The organism is Vreelandella sp. DA03-1M (genome assembly GCF_055725665.1).
On sequence record NZ_CM146798.1, the window covers coordinates 2,485,971 to 2,508,612 of the forward strand.

The following is a 22,642-nucleotide window of genomic DNA, read 5'->3' on the forward strand; positions in this document are numbered from 1 at the left end:
AGTAACGCAGCACAAGCACTTTAGGGATACAACTTAAGCCGCAGAGAGCCGAGAACGCAGTGGTTGTTGCAGCACTTCAAACAGGCTGTCGACCGTCAATGCCAATAACGCAATGGTCAACGCCCCCTGAACTACATAGGCCATATTGCCGTTAACGATGCCGGAGATAATCGGGTCGCCAAGGTTACTGGCTCCAACAGTCGCCCCCAGAGCAGCCGTGGCGATATTGATAGTGACAGAGGTGCGAATGCCCGCCAGGATGACCGGGGCCGCCAGCGGCAGCTCGACATAACGCAATGTCTGTGTCGGTGTCATGCCCATGGCGTGTGCGGCGGTCTTTATGTCGATATCAACCTCCTGCAGTCCGGCAAGCGTATTACGCACGATGGGCAACATGCCATACAGCATCAAGGCGACAATGATGGGCAAGGTACCAAATCCGAGTACAGGTACCGCCAGCGCCAGCACGGCCACCGGCGGAAAGGTTTGTCCCAGCGAAGCCAACTGCCCTACCAACGGTAAAAAATCACTGCCGCGATCGCGAGTCACCACAATGCCAGCTGAGACGCCTACGACAACGGTCACAATCGCCGCTATGCCCACCACAAGGAGGTGGCGGCCCAGCAGCACATAGAAATCAGCGCGGTCATAAATCACCTGCCTGGCATCGGGTTCTATCCAGCGAAACAGTGGCTCGGCAGCAGACATGGCCACAACGCTGAGCAACAGCAGTGCTCCCCAGACCAGTGGCCAAAGCCACAGCGGGGCTCTTTTGCGTGGCTGCGCGACACTCAGCGAATTACTCACGCGCACTTCCTTTATCCAGTTGTGCTTCCTTGATGATCCTGCGCAGCGATAGCTCGCCAATGGGGACATCGTGCTGATCGACAACTGTAAGCCTATCGCTGTGGTCGCGCAGCATCATGGAAAGCGCCTGACGCAGCGAAAAATCGGCCGGGATTCGTGATTGAGCGGGCAGAGTCGGCCCCATGGAGGTCATGTGATCTTTAACGCGGGTTAAAGCAGCCTGTTTGAGCCCCCGTTCAAGCCCTCCCAACAATGACTCGACAAACGAGTCGGCTGGCTGTTGCAACAGCGCGAGCGGAGAACCCTGCTGCACGATTCGCCCTTCGCGCATCACCACCAAATGATCCGCTAGCTTGAGGGCTTCATCCATGTCATGGGTAACGAAGACCACCGTTTTGTGCAGCCGCGCCTGTAGTTTGGCCAGCTCATCCTGAAGCTTTTCACGGGTAATCGGATCAAGGGCGCCGAAAGGTTCATCCATCAGCAAAATATCGGGGTCCGCGGCCAATGCCCTTGCCACACCGACTCGTTGCGCCTGCCCACCTGAAAGCTGGTGAGGATATTTATGCGCAAACTCCCCGACAGGCAAGCCTAGCAAGTCCATCAACTCTTCGACCCGCCCCTGGACATCGGCGGCTGACCACTTCAATAAACGCGGTACCAAACCAATATTGCGCGCCACGTTCCAGTGAGGGAACAAACCGGTGTGCTGAATGACATAACCAATCCGGCGGCGTAGTTTTACCGGGTCATACACCTCAATGGCCTGGCCATCCAGAATAATGTCACCCTCGCTATGCTCGATTAAGCGATTGATCATGCGCAGCGTGGTCGATTTACCACAGCCGGAGGTACCTACCAGCGCACAAAATTTGCCCTTAGGCACACGCAGCGAAATATCATCCACCGCGGTTTCTTCACCAAATCGCTTTGAGACATGGGAAAGCTCAATCATCGTGTTCCTCCGGGGCGCAGTGCTTCTGCCAGGGCGCCCAAGCCCGCATCCACGACCAGAGCCAGCATTAAAATGGGCAGTGCGCCGAGCAGAACCATGTCCATGGCTGCTTGACCCAAACCCTGAAAAATAAAGGTGCCGAGCCCACCCGCCCCGATCAAAGCGGCAACGGCGGTAAGACCAATGGCCTGAACCGTGGTAATACGCACCCCCTCAAGTAGCACCGGCAGCGCCAGCGGTAGCCGCACCTGCCAAAAACGCTGGCCAGCACGCATTCCCATCCCCTTGGCGGCTTCCAGGGTATCGGGGCTTACTTCTTCAAGAGCGATATAGGTGTTACGCACCATGGGGAGCAGGCTATAGGCAATCAGTGCGATCAAGGCAGGCGTCGTACCGATCCCGCTGACGCCAAGCCGGCCTAGCAATGGCACGTTGGCAGCAAGCCAAGCAAGCGGCGCCAGTAGCAGGCCAAACAAGGCAAGACTGGGAATGGTTTGTAGAAAATTGAGTACTGCGAAAGCGCTTTTCTGCAGCCGTGCATAGCGGCGCATCAGCATCGCTAGCACTAAGCCAACCACCACGCTAATACTGACGGCAGCCCCAACCAGCGTCACGTGCTGACCAATAGCTCTCAGAAACTGCCGATCACGCGCCTTAAACTCCTGCACCAGGGCAAGGCTATCCAGCCACAAAGTTGCACACAGCCACCACACCAATGCCACGCCACATAACAGCAGCGTGGGCCAGAGACGAGTGAGCTTTAAGCGTAAGCGTATTTCAATTAAGCACAGTAGTAATACAAACAGCACTACCCAATACGCTGCCCCCAGGCCTAAACGCGCCTGGGGCAGTTCAGGGTCAATCAGTAAGTAGCTGCTGGCAATTAACCCCACGGGCATGAGTGCCATCAAGGTCATTACTGCCGCTAACAGAGCGCGATAGTGCCGGTGACTCGGTTGCCACGCTAATATGCCAATGAAACTGAGCAGTAATGTGGCTAACAGCGCGCCGGGCCAGCCTAAGGCCTCAAGCGCGCCGTAGCTCGTTCCCTGAACAATCCGATTGGGAGCCATGCTAACCACGTCCCAACCCCAGAATGCGGCCAGCATGATAAGACTGAGGCTAACAAGCACAGTGTTAGGGTGCCGCCCATCCCAGCGAAGCCGAAGGGTGGGCAATGCATCCAGCAACGACATTAATTAGTTATCCCAGGCATAAACACATTAATCAGCTAGCGTATCCAGATAGTCGCTGGCCACTTGGGTCGGTGACAGCCCGTTAACGGCAACATCTGCATTTAGCGTTTGCAGAGTGACCAGATCAAGGGTGGCAAAGACCTCGTTGAGCAGCGCTTCCATTTCGGGATACGTTTCCAGCACGCTTTCACGCACCACAGGGGCAGGCTGGTATACGGGCTGCACGCCTTTAGTATCTTCCAGTACGACCAGACCCAGTGCACTTAAGCCACCGTCGGTGCCATAAGTCATGGCGGCGTTAACGCCACTGGTTTGCTGGGCGGCGGCACGCATGGTGGCAGCAGTATTGCCACCCGACAGCACCAGCAGTTGCTCATCGCTCAATTCAAAACCGTAGGCTTCCTGAAACGCAGGTAACGCCTGTGCGGATTCCACAAATTCAGCGCTGGCGGCGAATTTGAACTCCCCCCCTTCCGCCAGATAGGCCGCGAGGTCTTCTAAACTGACCAATTCATTTTCAGTGGCTACGTCTTCGCGGACGCTCATTGCCCAGGTGTTGTTAGCACTAGCTGGCTGCAGCCAGACCAAGCCTTGTTCCGCGCCACGCTCTTTAACGGTTTCGAACGCTTGATCCGCATCGTTCCACACTGGACTGTCGGCCATATCAAAAAAGAAGGCACCATTGCCCGTGTACTCAGGGTACACATCAATTTCGCCAGCTTCTAATGCCGACCGCACAACGCTAGTACCACCAAGCTGTAAGCGGTTTTCGGTAGCAATATCGTTGCGTTCCAAAGTCTGAATGATCAGCTCACCCAACACCGACCCTTCCGTGTCGATCTTGGAGGACACCACTACCGACTCATCAGCGCTGGCCTGGGAAAGGGAAATAACGGATACGGCGCAAGCAACGATTAGGGGCTTAGCAATGATAGGATTAGCTGAAAAGCGCATCTTGGAATTCCTTTTGAAGTGGGCTTTTTTTACTGAGGCTCTTATGAAGTATAAGAGCCATCAGCGTTTAAGTCAGAGCCTAAGATAAAGCCATCGGCGTTTAAGGTGCTTCTAACACCCAAGAAGTACCTTCGCGTGAGTCTTTAAGAATAATCCCTAGGGCTGAGAGCTCATCGCGAATCGCATCCGCCTGAGCGAAGTCCTTATTCGCTTTCGCCTCAATACGTTGAGCAATTTTCGCTTCAATCTCGCTTTCGCTAAGCGGCATACCCTGTTGCTGCGTGCCTTTCAGGAAAATTTGCGGCGCCTGCTGAAGCAGCCCCAAAATAGCCCCTAGCTGCTTGAGCTCGCCCCCAAGCCTAGCGGCCTCGTCGGGCTGCTCCTGCTTGGCGCGATTGACCTCACGCGCCAGCTCAAACATGACCGCCAGCGCTTCAGGCGTGTTGAAGTCATCGTCCATGACCTGAGTAAAACGCTCTCGGTAAGGGGATGCCTTACTGCTGGCAATAGCGTCAGTGTCGACGCCTTCTAGCGCTGTGTATAAACGTGTCAGCGATTTGCGTGCTTCGGTCAGTGAATCCACCGAATAGTTGATCGGGCTACGATAGTGACTGGCCACCAGCAGAAAGCGCACCACTTCAGGGTCGTGTTCGGCCAGTACATCGCGAATGGTGAAGAAGTTGCCCAGAGATTTGGACATCTTCTCCTTGTTCACCCGCACTGCCCCAGCGTGCATCCAGGTGTTGACGTAGGTCTTGCCAGTGGCCGCTTCGCTTTGCGCAATCTCATTTTCATGATGCGGAAAGGTTAGATCCGGCCCGCCACCGTGAATATCGAAGGTATCACCCAAGCAGCAGGTCGACATCGCCGAGCACTCGATGTGCCAGCCGGGACGCCCATTCCCCCACGGCGACGACCAGTGGGCCTCACCCGGTTTGGCAGCCTTCCAAAGTACAAAGTCGAGTGGGTCTTCTTTATGAACATCAACATCCACCCGAGCACCAGAGCGCATATCGTCTAGTTGGCGATTATTGAGCTTGCCGTAATTGGCAAATTTGCGTACACGGTAGTAAACATCGCCGTTATCGGCCGCATAGGCAAAGCCTTTTTCAATCAGCGTTTCAATCATTGCCACGATATCGTCGATATGACCGGTGGCGCGGGGCTCATGAGTCGGTGGCAAAACAAACAGACGCGCTTCATCTTCGTGCATGGCGGCAATCATGCGCTCGGTTAGCGCGGTGATGCTTTCACCATTTTCGTCAGCACGCTTCAGTATCTTGTCATCAATATCGGTAATGTTGCGCACATAGTTAACATCGTAGCCACGCTCACGCAGGTAGCGGGTGATGACGTCAAAGGCGACCATGACGCGGGCATGACCAAGATGGCAATAGTCATACACCGTCATGCCGCAGACATACATGCTGACTTTTCCCGCTACAAGCGGGGTGAAAGGTTCTTTGCGACGCGTCAGCGTATTGTAAATATGCATATGGCTATCCATGTTTTTCCTGGCCTTTAGCCCTTCTGCTTGATTTTTGCCCAGCTATCTTTTAATCCAACGGTGCGGTTAAACACTAAATGCTCTGGCGTGGAATCATGACGATCTGCACAGAAGTAACCGACGCGCTCGAACTGGAAGCGTGATTCGGGCGTGGCCTCCGCAAGGCTTGGCTCGCCAATTGCCTGACAAACGACCAGCGATTCCGGATTTAAGTGCTCTAGGAAGTCGACATCTTTGTCACGATCTGGTTGCTCAACGGTGAACAGGTTGTCATACAGGCGCACTTCCACTGGCAAACCGTGGTCAGCACTTACCCAATGAATAACCCCTTTCACCTTGCGGCCTTCCGGGTTTTTGCCCAGCGTATCGAAATCCACTGAACAATGCAGCTCGCTGATGTCACCGGCCGCGTCCTTAATTACCTCGTCACAGCGAATCACATAGCTATTGCGCAGACGCACTTCTTTACCTGGCGCGAGGCGGAAGAACTTCTTAGGCGCATCTTCCATAAAGTCGTCTTGATCGATGTAAAGCTCCCGAGTAAAGGGCACCTTGCGCATCGTCATATCTTCACGTGCAGGATGCCCTGGCACTTCATACATCTCTTTGTGATCTTCCGGCACATTGGTGAGCACGACTTTCAGCGGCTTTAACACACACATGGCGCGCGGGGCATTGTCTTCAAGATCCGAGCGAATGGCGTGGGTTAACATGGCGATATCCACCAGGCCACCGTCGGCACGGGTAACGCCAATCATCTCGCAGAATTTGCGGATAGAGGTCGGTGTATAACCGCGGCGACGCATGCCGGAGATCGTCGGCATCCGTGGGTCATCCCAGCCATCGACAATCTGTTCGTCCACCAACAGCTTCAACTTGCGCTTGGAGGTTAACGTGTAATCAAGATTGAGACGGGCAAATTCGATTTGGCGCGGCTTGGCGGGCACAGGAAGGTTATTTAAAAACCACTCATACAGCGGGCGGTGATCTTCAAACTCCAGAGTACAGATCGAGTGCGTAACACCTTCAATGGCATCCGACTGACCATGGGTGAAATCATAAGAAGGGTAGATTTTCCACTTATCGCCCGTTTGGTGATGGCTGGCGTGGCGGATGCGGTAAAGGATAGGGTCGCGCAAGTTGATATTAGGCGACGCCATGTCAATTTTAGCGCGCACGACCTTTTCACTTTCACCAAATTCGCCTTCGCGCATTCGCGCCAGCAGATCAAGGTTCTCTTCGGCGCTACGCTCACGGTAAGGGCTGGGGGTGCCCGGTGCCGTCAGCGTGCCGCGGTACTCGCGAATTTCATCCGGCGAAAGATCGTCCACGTAGGCTTTTCCTTCACGCATCAAGTGCTGCGCCCAGGTATAGAGCTGGTCGAAGTAGTCAGAAGCAAAACGCACAGGGCCTGCCCATTCAAAGCCTAGCCAGGTGACATCCTCTTTGATCGCATCGATGTACGCCTGTTCTTCTTTCGCCGGGTTGGTATCATCAAAACGCAGATGACATTCGCCACCCATTTGCTCCGCCAGCCCAAAATTGAGACAGATCGACTTTGCATGGCCGATGTGCAAAAAACCGTTGGGCTCGGGGGGGAAGCGTGTCACGATTTTAGTGACCTGGCCGCCCTCGATTTCGTCGCGTACTTGGTTGCGAATGAAGTTCGGCGCTGGGGTGGTCTCGTTGGTCATGGTGGTGTTGATAACCTCGTGGTGGATGGCGTACTGAGCCGTGAGAACATAGGATACTCCTATGGCCCTTCGCGGTGCAGGGCAAAACCGCTATTATAACGTGACGCCGATGCACAGCGCCAAGGCGAACGCCTTTATTGAACAGGAATTTATCCATGATCGTATTACAGACGAACCACGGTGACATCACCATCGCGCTTAACCATGAAAAAGCGCCGATTAGCGCGGCGAACTTTGAGCAGTACGTTCGCGACGGGTTTTATGACGGCACCCTGTTTCACCGGGTGATTGACGGATTCATGGTCCAAGGCGGCGGTTTTGATAAAGACTTCGAGCAGAAGCCGACCGGTGACCCGATCGAGAACGAAGCCGACAACGGCTTAAAAAACACTATCGGTACGCTAGCCATGGCTCGCACCCAGGACCCGCATTCTGCCACTGCGCAGTTTTTTATTAATGTAGGCGACAATAGCTTTCTTGATCACAGCGGTAAAAGTCTTCAAGGCTGGGGCTATGCGGTATTTGGCGAAGTCGTTGACGGTATGGAAGTGGTCAACGAGATTAAAAACGTGGCCACTACACGCCGCGGCATGCACGCCGATGTACCCGCTGAAGACGTGATCATCGAACGCGCTTACATGAAGGAAGCGGAATGACACTGGGAGCTTTATGCGCACATTGCTTGTTGCCGACCTGCATCTAAGTAGCGACACCCCTGAGATTAATCAGGGGTTTTACCGCTACTTAGAACATACTGCCCCAGGAGCCGATGCTCTTTATATTCTGGGCGACCTTTTTGATGCCTGGATGGGTGATGACCTTCTTGATGCCACTGACCATCCGCTCAGCATTGTGGCTCAAGAGGTTATTAAGCGGTTGCACAGGCTTAGCAGTGACGGCACCACTGTTTATTTGATGCATGGCAACCGTGATTTTTTACTCGGCGAGCGCTTTGTTAACGCTTGTCAGGCGATGCTGCTACCTGACATTGAGGAAGTCGAGATTCAGGGGGTACCCGTGGTACTCCTTCATGGCGATAGCTTATGCACCCAAGATGAAGCCTACATGGCTTTCCGTCAGCAGTCGCGCAACCCAGAGTGGCAAACTCAGATATTGGCTCTACCGCTGGAACAACGTCTAGAGCTGGCCAAAAGCCTACGCATGCAGTCGGGCGAGGCTAACGCCAATAAAGCTGAGGCAATCATGGATGTGACACAGCAGGAAGTAATTTTGCTGATGGAGCGGTTTGGTGTTGCCACTATGATTCATGGTCACACTCACCGCCCTCACGTACATGACCTGACGGTTGAAGAAGTACCCGCCAAACGTTATGTGTTAGGCGATTGGGATAGCCAACGTGGCTGGGATATCGTGGTTGAGCGCTCAGATCAAACGGCACCAAAGTTGCGTCAGTTCTCTTTCACCGAATTACCTGACGCCTGACCTGAGACCGCTATTTACGGATACAAAAAAGCCGATCGCGAGATCGGCTTTTTTGAACCTGCTTAAGCGATTCTATTGCTCTATGTCTGCATCGCTGCGCAAGTCATCAACCAAACCTTGGAGAACCGATTGAGCACGCAGTTGTTCCGCCATTTGTGAGACAAACGTTTCCATCTGCTCATCAATTTCACCGTCACTCACGCTATCCAATGCTACAACGGCAACGCCTTGGGGAAGTTCAACGGCACGATAAACGCTCTCACCCTCATCAGGCCGTGGCATGCGGAAAGCTTCCTGAACAATCGTTTGAGGTACGGTGGTATCTGCTTGGCGACTAACGTTATTAGCTTCGAGCCAATCGACATCCAACTCCTCACCTGCTTGCAGTTCTGAAATCAATGATTGCGCCTCTTCACGCAATGCTTGCTGCTGCTGCTCAGCGGCTACGGATATTTCGACCTCCTCGCGGACCTCATCCAGAGGCAGTAACGTTGCATCGCGCTGTTCAGCAATACGCAGCACCATCCGACGATCTTGGTCTAACTCGATAACTTCACTGTTATAACCCTCTTCCAGCACGTCGTTGCTGAACGCCGCTGACATCACACCAGGCTCGGATAAAACGCCTTCCGCTTCGTCATCACGGGCAAGCCAATCGCTCTCATTAAGGGTAAGACCAATGCTTTCAGCAACGCTTTGCAGATCATCCGCAGCGAAGCTTTCATCAATTAGCTGCTGAACTCGCTGATTAAATTCATCATCAACATCGCTCAGCGCCACTTCCCGCGCCAGCTCATCGCGCTGCTCTTCAAATGTTGGGCCTTGAATATCCGTCACCTGAATAATGTGAAAAGCATTATCCAATTCAACCGGCTGGGATACATCACCCTCTTCTAAAGAAAAAGCTGCTTCATCAAAGCTATCCCCAAAGAAGCCACGGCTGATTACCCCAAGATCCCCACCCTCTTCGGCACTGGCCGTATCATCAGAGTAGCGCAGAGCGGTATCGGCAAACGATTCACCGCTATCCAATGCTTGCCTGGCTGTTTCAGCCATTTCCTGAGCTTCGTCACGAGTACGTTCATCACCAAAGGTAATCATGATATGGGAGACTTGGCGGTCAGCGTCACGATTCTGCTCGCGCCATGCATCCCGTAGCGCCTCTTCATCAACATCGCGGCCTTCTGCCATTGCCTGACGATCAACTATCACATACTCAAGACGCACCTGTTCGGGACGTTCATAGCGCTCTTGGTGGGCATCATAATAGGCTTGCAGGTCGTCTTCACTGACATTGATATCAGCCTCGACGTCATCACCATCTAGCACCACATAGCGTAAGCTCCGCTCCTGGCGCTGCAACTCTGCCAGACGCTCTTGTTCATTGGGTAAGCTAAAATCGCTGAAAGCTAGACCCTGCTGTAAATGCTGTCGCTGGATATCGACGCGCAATTCTTGACGGAAAGATAATGGCGTATAGCCCGCGCCCGCTAAGCGGTTACGAAAAACTTCAGCAGAAAAACGACCATCCTGATCATGGAACTCAGGCAGACTGACAATCAGTTGATCAAGTTGCTCTTCTGAAACAGCAAAGCCACCCTCTTCGGCGTACTGGGATAACAGTTCCTGGGTGATGAGCTGGTCAAGCATGTCGCTGCGTAGGGCTCGCTCTTGCTCAGGCGGCACCTGCCCTGAGCGTAAAGCGCGCTGCACCCCGAGCTCAACCTGCTGACGCATGATGGGCTGCCCGTTGACACTCGCTACTTCGTCTGGATCGCTGCCAAAAAGCCCAAACAGTGATTCAATCCCGAAAAGCGCCATGGCCGCGACCATAACACCGATAATAATTTTGGCACCCCAGCTCCTGGAGCCATCTCGAATACTTTGCAGCATGCTAGCCTCAGATAGTCACAGCCAAACACATCGACCCGCTAAATCCTAACAAATAGGGGGCCAGAAAATAACATGGGCGCATCGCCAATGCGATGCGCCCATTAGGTTACAGCAAACGCGGTCAAATTAGTTGACGGCGTCTTTCAGCGCTTTACCTGCTTTGAAGCTGGGTACTTTGGCAGCACTGATCTGGATTGGCTGTCCCGTTTGCGGGTTGCGGCCAGTTCGTGCAGCACGTTCTTTGATCGCGAAGGTACCAAAGCCTACTAGTGATACGCTGTCGCCCTTCTTAAGGCTATCGGTGACAGACTCCACCATGGCATCCAATGCGCGGGTTGCCGCTGCTTTCGGGATATCTGCAGACGCGGCAATGGCTTCAATCAGCTCGGACTTATTCACTCTTCACCCCTTGACTGTTTCAAAAAATGGCTCTGAACGGCATGGTCACCGATAGGTACAACGATCAAAGCATAGCTGCGTTTTATAGCAACGCCTTGAAACACCTGTCAAGCAACCATGTCGTGAGATACCCGCCACACAAAGTAGCGGGCACAAATATTAAGTAAAATTAAAGACCAAAGAGGACTTTAACAGTTTAATGGGTACTAGCAACTACGGTATTACTATACGATGCGTCGGTGCTTTTCAACGGTGCACCCTCTTCTACCTTATCAGCTAGCGCTACGGCTAAGACATCATCTATCCAACGTACCGGACGAATATCAAGTGCGCCTTTGATATTGTCAGGTACTTCCTTGAGATCACGACGGTTTTCTTCAGGAATTAGCACTGTCTTTATACCACCGCGACGGGCTGCCAGCAATTTCTCCTTCAGACCGCCGATGGGCAACACTTCACCGCGCAGATTGACCTCACCGGTCATTGCCACATCACAACGTACCGCCCGCTGCGTGTAAGCAGAAACGATCGCGGTCACCATGGCAATACCCGCGCTTGGGCCATCCTTAGGCGTAGCTCCTTCGGGCACGTGGATATGCAGATCCTCTTTTTCGAACCGCTCAGGATCAATTCCATATGCTTGTGCTCTAGCTCTAACCACGGTATGTGCCGCGCTTACCGACTCTTTCATGACATCACCGAGTGAGCCAGTTTTGTTAATTCGCCCCTTACCCGGCGTAACCACTGACTCAATATTAAGCAATTCGCCACCGACCGATGTCCAGGCAAGCCCAGTGACTCGGCCAATTTGATCTTCTTGCTCAGCCAGACCGTAACTATAGCGACGCACCCCTGCATAGTGTTCAATCTGTTCGGCCGTTAAGCTCTGACCATCTTGATCAGAGGCAGGGTCACGCTCATTTTCAAGGCGTTCACGTAGCACTTTACGCGACACTTTGGCGATCTGACGCTCAAGCTCACGCACACCTGCTTCACGAGTGTAATAGCGAATAAGCTCTAAAAGCGCGCTATCTTCCAGCGTTAACTCCTCACCCTTCAAACCGTTTGCTGCTAACTGCTTAGGCAATAAGTAGCGCTTAGCGATGGCCAGTTTTTCATCTTCGGTGTAACCCGGCAGACGAATAATCTCCATACGATCTAGAAGCGCACTAGGAATATTCATCGAATTAGCCGTACAGATGAATAGTGTTTCTGAAAGATCGTAATCGAGCTCCAGATAGTGATCGCTAAAGCTGTTATTTTGCTCAGGATCAAGCACTTCAAGCAATGCAGAGGCTGGATCGCCGCGATGATCCATGCCAAGCTTGTCGACCTCATCCAGCAAGAACAGGGGATTTTTAACCCCAGCACGGCTCATCCGCTGCATCAATTTACCCGGCAGCGACCCGATATAGGTGCGGCGATGGCCGCGAATTTCTGACTCATCGCGAACGCCACCCAGCGCCAAACGCACATACTTACGATTGGTGGCACGGGCGATAGATTGGCCGAGAGAGGTTTTACCCACTCCAGGCGGGCCCACCAAACACAATACAGGTCCTTTCATCTTGCGCACCCGCTTCTGCACGGCAAGATACTCTAGGATGCGCGCTTTTACCTCTTCGAGGCCGTAATGGTCTTCATCCAACACTTGCTGAGCTTTGACGAGATCGTGCTTCACACGTGTGCGCTTCTTCCAAGGCACCGCGACTAGCCAATCCAGATAAGAGCGCACAACGGTCGCTTCAGCGGAATTTGAAGCCATCATTTTGAGCTTGTTAAGCTCTTGCGTCGCTTTCTCAGATGCCTCCTTGGGCATACCGGACTCTTTAATCGCGAGCTCGTACTTTTCAGCCTCATTGGGCACATTATCCAGCTCACCCATCTCTTTCTGGATGGCTTTCATCTGCTCATTGAGATAGTACTCGCGCTGCGTCTTCTCCATCTGCTCTTTAACCCGCGAGCGGATGCGCTTCTCCACTTGCAGCAGATCGATTTCAGACTCAATCAGCGCCATCAGGTGTTCAATACGATCGCGCACGCGATCCATCTCAAGCAATTCCTGCTTATCACCAATCTTCAGCGACAGATGAGCACAAATGGTGTCCACCAAGCGGCTTGGGTCTTCAATCCCTGATAACGAGTTAAGTACCTCGTTAGGGACTTTCTTAGACAGCTTGACGTACTGCTCAAACTGATTGAGTAATACGCGCACAAGCGCTTCTTGCTCACGACTAGTAAGCGGCTCACTCTCTCGTGGTGTTAAGTGCGCCTGCGTGTAGCCGGCTTCATTCTCTTCAACGCTTAGTACATCCGCTCGAAAATTACCCTCAATGAGTACTTTAACCGTGCCATCAGGAAGCTTGAGCAGCTGCATAATGTCAGCCACGGTACCCATAGCATAAAGATCAGCGTTATCCGGCTCATCCTGAGACGCTTCACGTTGAGCCACCAGCAATACACGCTTATCAGCCTCCATCGCTGCTTCAAGCGCCTGGATAGACTTTTCACGACCAACAAAAAGGGGTATTACCATTTGCGGATAAACGACCACATCGCGCAACGGTAAAAGGGGTAGACATTGTGTCTGTTCGGCGTTCTGCTGCATCGCAGACGTTCCTCGGCAAATCGGATGAGTACTTAAAAAAGAGTACTTGGAAAAGTACTGCGCAGTCGTCAGTAAGCGATGTTCAACCACATTAGCATTGAGCGGACTAGGCAGTAATACTTCACGACAAAGCTTTTCAACGGCAAGGCTCTTCAGCGACAGGGCTCTTCAACAACAAGGGGTCGCCTAAGCGACCCCTTGATTTTAGCGCAAGCGGTTAAAGCTGGGCCGACTGGTCAACTAGCCACTAACCATCAGTGCCGTCGACTAGCGCTTCTTCTTGCTGGGAATAGATCAAAAGAGGCTCGCTCTCACCGGCAATCACTGAACCGTCAATAACGACTTTACTGACACCTTCAAGTGATGGAATTTCGTACATGGTGTCAAGCAGCACTGACTCTAGAATAGAGCGCAGGCCACGCGCGCCAGTTTTACGCTCCATCGCTTTCTCAGCCACAGCACGTAACGCTTCATCTCTGAACTCAAGCGTCACATCTTCCATTTCAAACAGCTTAGCGTACTGCTTAACCAGCGAATTCTTGGGCTCGGTCAGAATCTGCACCAATGCATCTTCGGTGAGCTCCGTTAGTGTGGCGATGATCGGCAAACGCCCTACAAACTCAGGAATCAAGCCAAATTTCACTAGATCATCAGGCTCTACGTCAGCCAGCAGTTCACCCACCCCACGGGAGGACTCCTTGCTTTTCACCGCTGCATTGAAGCCGATACCGCCCTTCTCAGCACGGTCACGAATAACTTTCTCCAGCCCCGCAAACGCACCGCCTACGATAAACAGAATATTGCCCGTATTAACTTGGACAAATTCCTGCTGGGGATGTTTGCGTCCACCTTGAGGTGGCACAGAAGCCGTTGTACCTTCAATAAGCTTCAGCAATGCTTGCTGGACGCCTTCACCCGAGACATCACGCGTAATTGAAGGGTTATCCGATTTGCGTGAAATCTTGTCGATTTCATCAATATAAACAATCCCGCGCTCGGCTTTCTCAACGTCGTAATCGCACTTCTGCAACAACTTCTGGATGATGTTTTCGACATCTTCACCGACATAGCCGGCTTCCGTCAGCGTGGTTGCATCCGCAATGGTAAAAGGTACATTCAGTAACCGTGCCATCGTCTCCGCTAACAGCGTTTTACCGCTACCAGTGGGACCAATCAGCAGAATGTTTGATTTACCTAATTCTACATCGCCGTCGCGCACATCTGTTTTCAGACGCTTGTAGTGGTTATACACCGCTACGGAAAGCACCATTTTGGCGCGATCTTGTCCGATGACGTAGTCATCAAGCGTATGACGTATTTCGCGAGGCGTAGGTAAACGCTCCTCATCGCTCTCGGCATCGGCTTCGAGAACTTCCTCGCGAATAATGTCATTACATAAGTCGACACACTCATCGCAGATATAAACGGACGGGCCCGCAATCAGCTTACGTACTTCGTTTTGATTCTTTCCACAAAACGAGCAGTAGAGCAGTTTGCCACCTTCGTCCTTGCCTTTGCCGTCGGCCATTCGCATACCTCTATCACTGCGGCGGCTTACGCCGCCGGAAAAGCTCGTTAGAAAAGCAGAATCCTATTACGCTATCAGGATGTAGGCCGCTTATCCAGCACTGCGTCAATCAAGCCATACTCTGTGGCTTTACTGGCGCTCATGAAATTATCCCGATCTGTATCACGCGAGACAGTTTCGATATCTTGGCCCGTATGGTGGGCAAGGATTTGATTCAGCTTTTCGCGAATACCCAGAATTTCACGGGTATGAATTTCTATGTCAGAAGCCTGGCCTTGGTAACCACCCAGCGGCTGATGAATCATCACCCGTGAATTGGGCAAGCAGTAACGTTTACCAGCAGCACCTGCTGTCAATAACAGCGCACCCATGCTGGCCGCTTGGCCAATACATACCGTAGACACGTCCGGCTTCACAAACTGCATAGTGTCGTAAATCGACATCCCCGCGGTGACCGAACCACCAGGCGAGTTAATATACAGGTGGATATCTTTATCTGGATTTTCTGACTCCAGAAACAGTAACTGAGCGACGACCAGATTAGCCATGTAGTCTTCTACAGGGCCTACCAAAAAGATCACACGCTCTTTCAAAAGGCGTGAGTAGATGTCGTAGGCTCTTTCCCCTTTGGCGCTCTGCTCAACCACCATGGGCACTAAACCGCCAGCGTTTTGAATATCAAACTCACTCATTCAGGTGATTCCTTGCGTCCGGGAAGGGAAAGGCGCACCGACATAAAGGTGCGCCACGTTCCAGGGTGTTAGGCGCTAGCTTGCTCGCCTTCTTCAGCACCCTCATCTTGCTCAGCCTGCTGTTGCGCAGCGGCAAGGGCTTGCTGATAAGACATTTCAACGTCTTTAATGTTCGTTTGCTCAAGTAACTTAGCCACCGCCTTCTCTTCGAGAATGGCAGATTTCACCTGGGTTTTCAGCTGCTCGTTACCCATGTAGTAGCTAACCACTTCATCAGGATCTTGATACTGCTCAGCCAGCTCGGCTACTTTTGCCTTGATAGCATCATCGTCGGCATCAAGTTCGTTTGCCTTGATGACTTCTGCCAGCAACAAACCAACCTGAACTCGGCCTTTAGCCTGCTCTTCGAAAAGTTCATTGGGCAGCTGGCTAACATCAAAATCTTCGCCTAAACCAAACTGTTGAGCCGCCTGACGCTTCATGCCATCTGTTTCTTGCTGAACCAGTGCGCTCGGCACAGGAATTTCATTCACCTTTTTAAGTGCATCAAGTACTTGCTGCTTAACCCGGTTATCAACGGCTTGTGATGCTTCACGGGTCATGTTCTTCTTGATTTCGGCGCGGAATTTTTCCTGATCGCCGCCTTCAACGCCAAAACGCTCGATAAACTCAGCGTCAACTTCGGGCAGTTTCTGGCTGCTGACTTTGTGAATCGTTACCTTAAAAGTGGCTTCTTTGCCAGCCAAGTGCTCAGCCTGGTAATCATCAGGGAACGTGACGTTAAGGGTCTTCTCTTCGCCCGCTTTAGCACCAATTAACTGCTCTTCAAAACCTGGAATAAAGCTATTGGAGCCAATGACCAGTGTGTGACCTTCGGCACTACCGCCTTCGAACGGTTCATCACCAATATAGCCTTGGAAGTCGATAGTGACTTGATCACCGTCGGCGGCAGCAGCATCAACTTCTTCCCATGCGGCATTTTGCTTACGCAGTGTATCGATCATCTCCTCGACATCTGCATCGCTAACGGACACCACCGGGCGCTCTATATCAGTACCTTCAATTGAAGCCAGCTCTACCTGCGGGTAGATTTCCATTACTGCCACGAATTCAAGGTCTTTGCCTGATTCATTAACGGAAGGTTCAATTTGCGGGAAGCCCGCCGGGTTGAGGCCTTCATCAGTAATAGCGCGCACGTAACGCTCACGCATTACTTCGCTAACTACCTCGTTACGTACGTCTTGGCCGTAGCGCTGCTGGACTACTGCCATTGGCACCCGGCCCTGGCGAAAACCATTCAAGCGAACATTCTTCGCGGTGTCTTTCAAGCGAGCACTCACGGCCTCGTCAATTTCGGCAGCCGGCACTTGAATAGTAATGCGGCGTTCGATCTGGGAGGTCGTCTCGACAGAAACTTGCATGAATTGTCCTCTAACGGCTGGGCGTTGTGTTGATTGCATGTAATAAGTTCAAGGGGGTAATTTTAAGAACCCCAACGCATAGTGGCAAGCGCCATGCTCGCAACATGGGGGCAGTGATGTTAAAAACAAGGGAATAAGCGAGCAATTAACCGCTTTAAGGCGTGTTTAGCTTCATTATTAGCCCCATGCTGCGTAATTTACACCATTCTACTGCTTTGTACGTCTTGCAGCGACTTTTTCAATCGCCGTACCAAAAACACTAGCGAGCCTGGCCCTCGCCAGCCCACCATAGGCCTACTGCGTGCATCAGTACGCCAAGCGTTGCACCATGGGAAATGAACACCTGCCAACTAATCCACTCCGTAAACAGCGCGTGCCAGCCACCCATTACGACCATTCCTAGCAGTAACATAACGGCTAACCGTTTGCATAGCTGCGGCAAGCGGCGACGCGCCGCCACAGCCAATAAGCGCCACTGAATAATAGCCGCAAAAGCCACCAGTGCTAAGGCGAAGAAAATCAGCGTCTGGCGGGTTTCATGCCCGCCCGCCATGTAGCGAGGCAGGGTTGCCAGCATAACGACACATAAGCCCAGCGCAACACTGATGCGCTCAGGCGAGGTGGGCGTTCGCTGCATCGCTCAAGCCACCTTTAACTGCTGGTCAACGATCCACTCTTCCACCCAGGGCACAGCCGCATCGTCGGCCATAAAGGTCTCCATGGCGTCGATTTCTAGGCGCTCCCCTAAGCGAGTCGCGCCATAATCCGCCAGCAACTCATCTAGCGCGCGGCCTGCACCGCAAAAAGTATCGCCATAGGAGCTATCACCGAGGGCAATGAGCCCGTAGCGAAGCGTGGTAAGCGCGGGACTTTGTTCACGCAGCTGCCGGACAAAGGGCACAAAACTGCCGGGAAAATCTCCACTGCCAGTGGTCGAGACACAAAACAGCGCCAAATCGGCGCCACCACTGACAATATCATCGACAGATGGCTGCTCAACAATCTCCACAGCGTAACCGGCCTGTTCAAATAGGGGTTTCACTTGCTCTGCCACATCAAGGGCACCGCCGTACATGGTACCCACCAAAATATTTAGCTTCGGCATCGTCATTCCCCTGTCAAAGTGTCACAGTGCCAACCCGCAAGTCGACAAATACCCGATGAATTTGCTCAAATATTAACATGGCTGGTTAGAATGAAACACATTACCCGTAATGCTTGGCCCATATACAACCCCTAGGAGTAACTATGCAGCAAACCTTTGAGACGTGGATCACTCCGATAATGATCGGGGGATTAATTATATTTATGTGTTTTATTATCTGGGATTTGGCTAAAAAGTCCAACGCTGGCAAATTTGGCACCATCATGCTGTTTGTCGTGTTGGGAGCAGGTATGCTGGGTTACGTTATCAAGGTGGTGATTACGTGGTTAATAGAAGGTGGCGGCATGTAGTCGCAAGAAAACCCTCATGACTTGAGACTCGGCGCTATAACAAGAAAAGGAGCGCCCATAGGCACTCCTTGTAAAGAACATGAGATTATCTAGTGTTATGAACCTTAAGCTTATAAAACAGATGCTCATACGCCTATAGTTCAAAATGCTACTCACCGACCCCGTAATGCTCTACCTGCTGCTTAAGCTTTTGCCCTGGACGAAAAGTTACCACCCGCCGGGCAGAAATCGGAATTTCTTCACCGGTTTTAGGGTTTCGTCCCGGTCGCTCGCGCTTATCACGCAGGTCAAAGTTACCAAACCCCGATAACTTCACCTGTTCGTTCTCACGAAGACAGGCTCGAATCTCTTCAAAAAAAGCTTCGACCATGGCCTTCGCTTCTCGTTTGGACAGGGCTAGCTCAGCATGCAAATGCTCAGCCAGTTCTGCTTTGGTCAACGCACCCATAAGGTTTCTCCTTATCCTTGAAGCAGATACAGCGTCAAAGCACCGTATCAACCGTACAGTAGCAAACGCATTGCCAAGAACGTGATAAGCATCGTGGCGTAGCCTAAGCAATAACTTAAGTTACTTACTAGCCGCGCAGCTCCGCATCCAGCTTGACACGCACTTGTGTCACAATTGAATCGACCAACTGATTGATTTCTTCGTCGTTTAGCGTGCGCGATGGATGCTGCCAGGTCAAGCCCAACGCAATACTCTTATGCCCTTCGGCTACGCCTTTACCTGAATAGACATCGAATAGCTTGATATCCTGCAGATACTCCCCCGCTTGCTGCTTGGCGCAATCGAGTAATGCCTGCACAGGTGTCGACTCATTGAGTATAAATGCCAAATCACGCCGCACCTCTGGAAAGCGAGATAGCGGCTCAAAGGCTGGCACACTGCCTTGGCTTAGCATATCCAAGCGCACTTCAAACAACACAGCATCCATTTTCAGGCCTAGCGTTGCTCGCACTTGCGGGTGCAGCGTACCTATCCAGCCTGCTGGCTCACCGTTATGCAACAGCTGCGCACTTTGCCCAGGATGAAGCGCGGGGTGCTCTGCGGGCTCAAACCGCCAAGTATCGGCTTCGCCACCTAAAGCGATGACGCTTTCTAAATCACCTTTCAGATCATAAAAGTCGACACGGTCTTTTGCGCCACTCCACCCTTCTGCTTCACGCGGGCCACACACCAATGCACCCAGCATCGGCACCTGTGACAAAGCATCCAACTCGCCGTTAAATACTAGCCCGGTTTCAAATAAACGCACGCGAGCTTGCTGACGATTGAGGTTGTACTCCATGGCACGAACCAAGCCAGGAAACAAGCTGGCCCGCATCACCGACAAATCAGCCGAGATAGGGTTAGCAAGCACGGGGGATACGGCGTCTGGTAGCAGTGTCGCTTGCAGCTCGGGCGCCACAAAACTGTAGGTAATCGCCTCTTGAAAGCCACGTGCGACCATCTGACGACGCAGCCGCGCCTGCGTGAGCGTCGCTTCGTCTGCAGAACGAAGCGCCAAGCGTGCTGCAGGGCGACGTACCGGCAAATTATTATAGCCATGGATACGTGCCACCTCTTCGATAAGGTCTTCCTCAATGGCCAAATCAAAGCGCCAAGTAGGCGCGGTGACTGCCCAATCAGCACCCTGCATACTGACATCAAGCCCCAGACGCTGAAGAATATCGGTCACATCATCGCTATCGAGAGTCTTGGACAGCGCCTGCTCTAAACGGGCACTGCGCAATAAGATTGAGCGCTCTTCGGGCATATGCTTAACGCTTAGCGCTTCAACAACAGGCCCAGCTTGGCCACCGCAAATTTCAATGAGTAACTGTGTGGCCCGCTCGACCGCAATGGGCGTTAACTGTGGATCAACTCCACGTTCAAAACGATGAGATGCATCAGTATGCAGACCGTAAGAGCGCGCTTGGCCAGCAATAGCAAGCGGCGTAAAGAACGCAGATTCAAGGAAAATAGTCTGAGTGTTTTCGTTAACGCCTGAGTTTTCACCACCCATTACGCCTGCCATCGCTAGCGGGCCGGAATGATCGGCAATGACCAGCGTTCCAGGGCGTAGCGACACCTCATGACCATCAAGCAGCGTTAAACGCTCACCCGGCGTGGCCATGCGAATAACCATGCCACCTTGAAGATTATCGCGGTCAAAAGCATGTAGCGGCTGGCCCAACTCAAACATCACGTAGTTAGTGACATCTACGACAGGATCAATAGAGCGTACGCCGCTACGACGCAGCCGCTCAACCATCCACAGGGGCGTCTCAGCCTTAATATTGACACCTTTAATAATGCGGCCCATATAGCGAGGGCATTGCTCTGGCGCCTCGACACTAATCGCAAAACTATCGTCAATCTCAGTGGACACCGACGCTATTGCAGGACCACTCACCGCCAGCCTATTAAGCACTCCTACTTCACGCGACAATCCTTTAATGCTTAAGCAATCACCACGATTGGGCGTCAGGTCGACCTCAATGGTCATGTCATTCAGGTGCATGAATTCTCTAAAATCAGCACCCACTGGAGCGGTTGCTGACAATACCAGAATGCCTGGTGACGTCTCTTCTTCAAGCCCCAATTCAGATGCTGAACAAATCATACCCCGTGATTCAACGCCACGCAGTTTGGCTTTTTTTATTTTAAAATCGCCCGGCAAGACACCGCCCACCTGGGCAAAGGGCACTTTCTGCCCAACATCGACATTAGGCGCCCCGCAGACAACCTGGACAGGCTCACCACTGCCGTCATCAACGGTACACACATTGAGCTTATCTGCGTCAGGATGCTTCTCTTTACTCAGCACCTCTGCCACCACGACTTTACTGAATTCGGCTGCAACTGCTTCAACAGCGTCAACTTCCAAGCCCGCCATGGTGATTTGATCGGCCATTGCCTGCGTTTCAAGCTGCGGCGATACCCACTCACGCAGCCACTGTTCTGAAAATTTCATCGTTGATCCTGTATTCGGCGGCGGTCTTAAGCGAATTGACGTAAAAAACGCAGATCGTTTTCAAAGAACAGGCGTAAATCATTTACGCCGTAGCGCAGCATTGCCAAACGCTCAGCCCCCATTCCGAAGGCAAACCCCGTATAGCGTTCAGTATCGATACCTGAATGCCGGAATACTTCAGGATGAACCATGCCGCAACCCATTACCTCCAGCCAACCGCTATGGGAACAGACTCGACAGCCTGCCCCACTACACATCACGCACTGAATATCCACTTCCGCGGAAGGTTCAGTGAATGGAAAGTAGGAAGGACGGAAACGCACCGAAAGATCGTCGCGCTCGAAAAATGCCTGCAGAAAGTCTTCGATCGTACCTTTGAGATCAGCAAAGCTAACGCCCTCATCGACCAGCAGCCCCTCGACTTGATGGAACATGGGCGTGTGGGTCAGATCTGAGTCGCTGCGATACACGCGCCCCGGGCAAACAATACGGATGGGCGGTTCGCTGCTCTTCATCGTACGCACTTGCACCGGCGAGGTGTGAGTACGGAGAAGGCGCGTGGCATCAAAATAGAAGGTATCAGCCATGCCACGAGCGGGGTGGTGGGCTGGAATGTTAAGGGCTTCGAAATTGTGATAGTCATCCTCAATCTCAGGCCCTACCGCCACATCATAACCAATGCGAGTAAACAGTCCCTCTATACGCTCAAGCGTACGCGTCACCGGGTGCAGGCCGCCTTCGGCTTGGCCACGCCCTGGCAACGTGACATCGATACTCTCAGCAGCCAAACGGGCATTTAGCGCGGCACTTTCAAGCTGCTGACGCTTGGCATCGATTTCGTCGGCCAGCGTTTGTTTGGCCTGATTGATTCGCTCACCCGCTTCCGGGCGCTCATCGGCTGACAGTTTCCCCAGGCCTTTCAGCAAGGCAGTTACCTCACCTTTCTTACCTAAGTAGCGTACTCGTAACTCGTCTAGTGCGGCGACACTCTGCGCGGCCTGAATGGCGTCGCGAGCCTCAGATACCAGAGTAGGAAGGTGATCCATCCGTTTCACTCCGAATTAAGCGGTGTCCATCCCTAAAGATGGCGTGGCACGTTGTAGGTGACAAAAAAACAGGGGAAGAGCGGCTGC

General features: G+C 52.5%; 21 protein-coding genes. 4 read left to right on the plus strand and 17 right to left on the minus strand.

The window, feature by feature from the left end; translation table 11 throughout:
- Positions 1–33 precede the first annotated feature (33 nt).
- The 6 genes from ACXUPB_RS11600 to ACXUPB_RS11625 form a co-directional block, all read right to left on the minus strand.
- Positions 34–807, minus strand: a complete 774-nt coding sequence (locus ACXUPB_RS11600) for an ABC transporter permease (RefSeq protein ID WP_339935572.1) — start codon at positions 805–807, stop codon at positions 34–36.
- On the minus strand, positions 800–1,762 hold the full coding sequence (locus ACXUPB_RS11605; RefSeq protein ID WP_035555597.1) for an ABC transporter ATP-binding protein: 963 nt from the start codon (positions 1,760–1,762) through the stop codon (positions 800–802). The genes ACXUPB_RS11600 and ACXUPB_RS11605 overlap by 8 nt, the downstream gene beginning before the upstream one ends.
- The gene (locus ACXUPB_RS11610; protein ID WP_339935571.1) at positions 1,759–2,958 is read right to left on the minus strand and encodes an ABC transporter permease; all 1,200 of its coding nucleotides are present in this window, start codon (positions 2,956–2,958) and stop codon (positions 1,759–1,761) included. The genes ACXUPB_RS11605 and ACXUPB_RS11610 overlap by 4 nt, the downstream gene beginning before the upstream one ends.
- A 27-nt stretch (positions 2,959–2,985) precedes the next feature.
- Positions 2,986–3,912, minus strand: a complete 927-nt coding sequence (gene osmF, locus ACXUPB_RS11615) for a glycine betaine ABC transporter substrate-binding protein OsmF (protein ID WP_339935570.1) — start codon at positions 3,910–3,912, stop codon at positions 2,986–2,988.
- 100 nt (positions 3,913–4,012) lie between these two features.
- Entirely contained in the window at positions 4,013–5,407 is a 1,395-nt protein-coding gene (gene cysS, locus ACXUPB_RS11620; protein ID WP_339935569.1) for a cysteine--tRNA ligase, read from the minus strand.
- A gap of 26 nt (positions 5,408–5,433) precedes the next feature.
- Entirely contained in the window at positions 5,434–7,113 is a 1,680-nt protein-coding gene (locus tag ACXUPB_RS11625; RefSeq protein WP_035555584.1) for a glutamine--tRNA ligase/YqeY domain fusion protein, read from the minus strand.
- Between the two features lie 61 nt (positions 7,114–7,174).
- Between ACXUPB_RS11625 and ACXUPB_RS11630 the strand changes: the two genes are divergently transcribed.
- Genes ACXUPB_RS11630 through ACXUPB_RS11640 form a run of 3 tightly spaced genes read left to right on the plus strand, consistent with a single transcriptional unit; the run spans position 7,175 to position 8,556 of the window.
- Complete coding sequence (locus ACXUPB_RS11630) at positions 7,175–7,297, plus strand: hypothetical protein (protein ID WP_472952528.1); 123 nt, start codon at positions 7,175–7,177, stop codon at positions 7,295–7,297.
- Positions 7,269–7,769: a peptidylprolyl isomerase gene (locus ACXUPB_RS11635; RefSeq protein ID WP_179916395.1), complete on the plus strand. Its 501-nt coding sequence runs from the start codon at positions 7,269–7,271 to the stop codon at positions 7,767–7,769. The genes ACXUPB_RS11630 and ACXUPB_RS11635 overlap by 29 nt, the downstream gene beginning before the upstream one ends.
- A 13-nt stretch (positions 7,770–7,782) precedes the next feature.
- Positions 7,783–8,556 (plus strand): UDP-2,3-diacylglucosamine diphosphatase, encoded by a 774-nt coding sequence (locus ACXUPB_RS11640; protein ID WP_179916396.1) that lies wholly within the window; start codon positions 7,783–7,785, stop codon positions 8,554–8,556.
- Between the two features lie 72 nt (positions 8,557–8,628).
- Here ACXUPB_RS11640 and ACXUPB_RS11645 read toward each other — a convergent pair whose 3' ends face one another.
- The 8 genes from ACXUPB_RS11645 to ACXUPB_RS11680 all read right to left on the minus strand — a co-directional run bounded on the left by ACXUPB_RS11645 (position 8,629) and on the right by ACXUPB_RS11680 (position 18,202).
- Positions 8,629–10,449, minus strand: a complete 1,821-nt coding sequence (locus tag ACXUPB_RS11645) for a SurA N-terminal domain-containing protein (protein WP_179916397.1) — start codon at positions 10,447–10,449, stop codon at positions 8,629–8,631.
- 126 nt (positions 10,450–10,575) lie between these two features.
- A complete protein-coding gene (gene hupB, locus ACXUPB_RS11650; RefSeq protein ID WP_027335814.1) occupies positions 10,576–10,848 on the minus strand; it encodes a nucleoid-associated protein HU-beta in 273 nt (90 codons plus the stop codon).
- A 196-nt stretch (positions 10,849–11,044) separates the two neighbouring features.
- Positions 11,045–13,456: an endopeptidase La gene (gene lon, locus ACXUPB_RS11655; RefSeq protein WP_035555568.1), complete on the minus strand. Its 2,412-nt coding sequence runs from the start codon at positions 13,454–13,456 to the stop codon at positions 11,045–11,047.
- 247 nt (positions 13,457–13,703) lie between these two features.
- Positions 13,704–14,984, minus strand: a complete 1,281-nt coding sequence (gene clpX, locus ACXUPB_RS11660) for an ATP-dependent Clp protease ATP-binding subunit ClpX (protein ID WP_008956869.1) — start codon at positions 14,982–14,984, stop codon at positions 13,704–13,706.
- Between the two features lie 74 nt (positions 14,985–15,058).
- A complete protein-coding gene (gene clpP, locus ACXUPB_RS11665) occupies positions 15,059–15,676 on the minus strand; it encodes an ATP-dependent Clp endopeptidase proteolytic subunit ClpP (RefSeq protein ID WP_035555564.1) in 618 nt (205 codons plus the stop codon).
- 68 nt (positions 15,677–15,744) lie between these two features.
- Positions 15,745–17,097, minus strand: a complete 1,353-nt coding sequence (tig, locus tag ACXUPB_RS11670; RefSeq protein WP_035555561.1) for a trigger factor — start codon at positions 17,095–17,097, stop codon at positions 15,745–15,747.
- A 259-nt stretch (positions 17,098–17,356) separates the two neighbouring features.
- Positions 17,357–17,734, minus strand: coding sequence for a hypothetical protein (locus ACXUPB_RS11675; protein ID WP_035555557.1), 378 nt, complete (start codon positions 17,732–17,734; stop codon positions 17,357–17,359).
- 3 nt (positions 17,735–17,737) lie between these two features.
- Positions 17,738–18,202, minus strand: a complete 465-nt coding sequence (locus tag ACXUPB_RS11680) for a flavodoxin (RefSeq protein WP_035555554.1) — start codon at positions 18,200–18,202, stop codon at positions 17,738–17,740.
- 143 nt (positions 18,203–18,345) lie between these two features.
- Between ACXUPB_RS11680 and ACXUPB_RS11685 the strand changes: the two genes are divergently transcribed.
- Positions 18,346–18,552 (plus strand): DUF2788 domain-containing protein, encoded by a 207-nt coding sequence (locus ACXUPB_RS11685; RefSeq protein ID WP_008956864.1) that lies wholly within the window; start codon positions 18,346–18,348, stop codon positions 18,550–18,552.
- 148 nt (positions 18,553–18,700) lie between these two features.
- Here the strand turns inward: ACXUPB_RS11685 and ACXUPB_RS11690 are convergent, their stop codons facing one another.
- From ACXUPB_RS11690 to pheS, 3 genes are all read right to left on the minus strand, one after another.
- On the minus strand, positions 18,701–19,000 hold the full coding sequence (locus tag ACXUPB_RS11690; protein WP_035555549.1) for an integration host factor subunit alpha: 300 nt from the start codon (positions 18,998–19,000) through the stop codon (positions 18,701–18,703).
- 127 nt (positions 19,001–19,127) lie between these two features.
- Positions 19,128–21,509 (minus strand): phenylalanine--tRNA ligase subunit beta, encoded by a 2,382-nt coding sequence (gene pheT, locus ACXUPB_RS11695; protein WP_179916398.1) that lies wholly within the window; start codon positions 21,507–21,509, stop codon positions 19,128–19,130.
- Positions 21,510–21,535: 26 nt separating this feature from the next.
- Positions 21,536–22,555 carry a phenylalanine--tRNA ligase subunit alpha gene (gene pheS, locus ACXUPB_RS11700; RefSeq protein WP_179916399.1) on the minus strand — a complete coding sequence of 340 codons (1,020 nt, stop codon included), beginning with the start codon at positions 22,553–22,555 and terminating at the stop codon, positions 21,536–21,538.
- Between the last annotated feature and the right edge of the window lie 87 nt (positions 22,556–22,642).

Coding starts and splice junctions, on each gene's coding strand:
- ACXUPB_RS11605 (WP_035555597.1), bottom strand. CDS start 1,762: ATGATTGAGCTTTCCCATGTCTCAAAGCGATTTGGTGAAGAAACCGCG.
- ACXUPB_RS11610 (WP_339935571.1), bottom strand. CDS start 2,958: ATGTCGTTGCTGGATGCATTGCCCACCCTTCGGCTTCGCTGGGATGGG.
- osmF (WP_339935570.1), bottom strand. CDS start 3,912: ATGCGCTTTTCAGCTAATCCTATCATTGCTAAGCCCCTAATCGTTGCT.
- cysS (WP_339935569.1), bottom strand. CDS start 5,407: ATGCATATTTACAATACGCTGACGCGTCGCAAAGAACCTTTCACCCCG.
- ACXUPB_RS11625 (WP_035555584.1), bottom strand. CDS start 7,113: ATGACCAACGAGACCACCCCAGCGCCGAACTTCATTCGCAACCAAGTA.
- ACXUPB_RS11630 (WP_472952528.1), top strand. CDS start 7,175: ATGGCCCTTCGCGGTGCAGGGCAAAACCGCTATTATAACGTGACGCCG.
- ACXUPB_RS11635 (WP_179916395.1), top strand. CDS start 7,269: ATGATCGTATTACAGACGAACCACGGTGACATCACCATCGCGCTTAAC.
- ACXUPB_RS11640 (WP_179916396.1), top strand. CDS start 7,783: ATGCGCACATTGCTTGTTGCCGACCTGCATCTAAGTAGCGACACCCCT.
- ACXUPB_RS11645 (WP_179916397.1), bottom strand. CDS start 10,449: ATGCTGCAAAGTATTCGAGATGGCTCCAGGAGCTGGGGTGCCAAAATT.
- lon (WP_035555568.1), bottom strand. CDS start 13,456: ATGCAGCAGAACGCCGAACAGACACAATGTCTACCCCTTTTACCGTTG.
- clpX (WP_008956869.1), bottom strand. CDS start 14,984: ATGGCCGACGGCAAAGGCAAGGACGAAGGTGGCAAACTGCTCTACTGC.
- clpP (WP_035555564.1), bottom strand. CDS start 15,676: ATGAGTGAGTTTGATATTCAAAACGCTGGCGGTTTAGTGCCCATGGTG.
- tig (WP_035555561.1), bottom strand. CDS start 17,097: ATGCAAGTTTCTGTCGAGACGACCTCCCAGATCGAACGCCGCATTACT.
- ACXUPB_RS11675 (WP_035555557.1), bottom strand. CDS start 17,734: ATGCAGCGAACGCCCACCTCGCCTGAGCGCATCAGTGTTGCGCTGGGC.
- ACXUPB_RS11680 (WP_035555554.1), bottom strand. CDS start 18,202: ATGCCGAAGCTAAATATTTTGGTGGGTACCATGTACGGCGGTGCCCTT.
- ACXUPB_RS11685 (WP_008956864.1), top strand. CDS start 18,346: ATGCAGCAAACCTTTGAGACGTGGATCACTCCGATAATGATCGGGGGA.
- ACXUPB_RS11690 (WP_035555549.1), bottom strand. CDS start 19,000: ATGGGTGCGTTGACCAAAGCAGAACTGGCTGAGCATTTGCATGCTGAG.
- pheT (WP_179916398.1), bottom strand. CDS start 21,509: ATGAAATTTTCAGAACAGTGGCTGCGTGAGTGGGTATCGCCGCAGCTT.
- pheS (WP_179916399.1), bottom strand. CDS start 22,555: ATGGATCACCTTCCTACTCTGGTATCTGAGGCTCGCGACGCCATTCAG.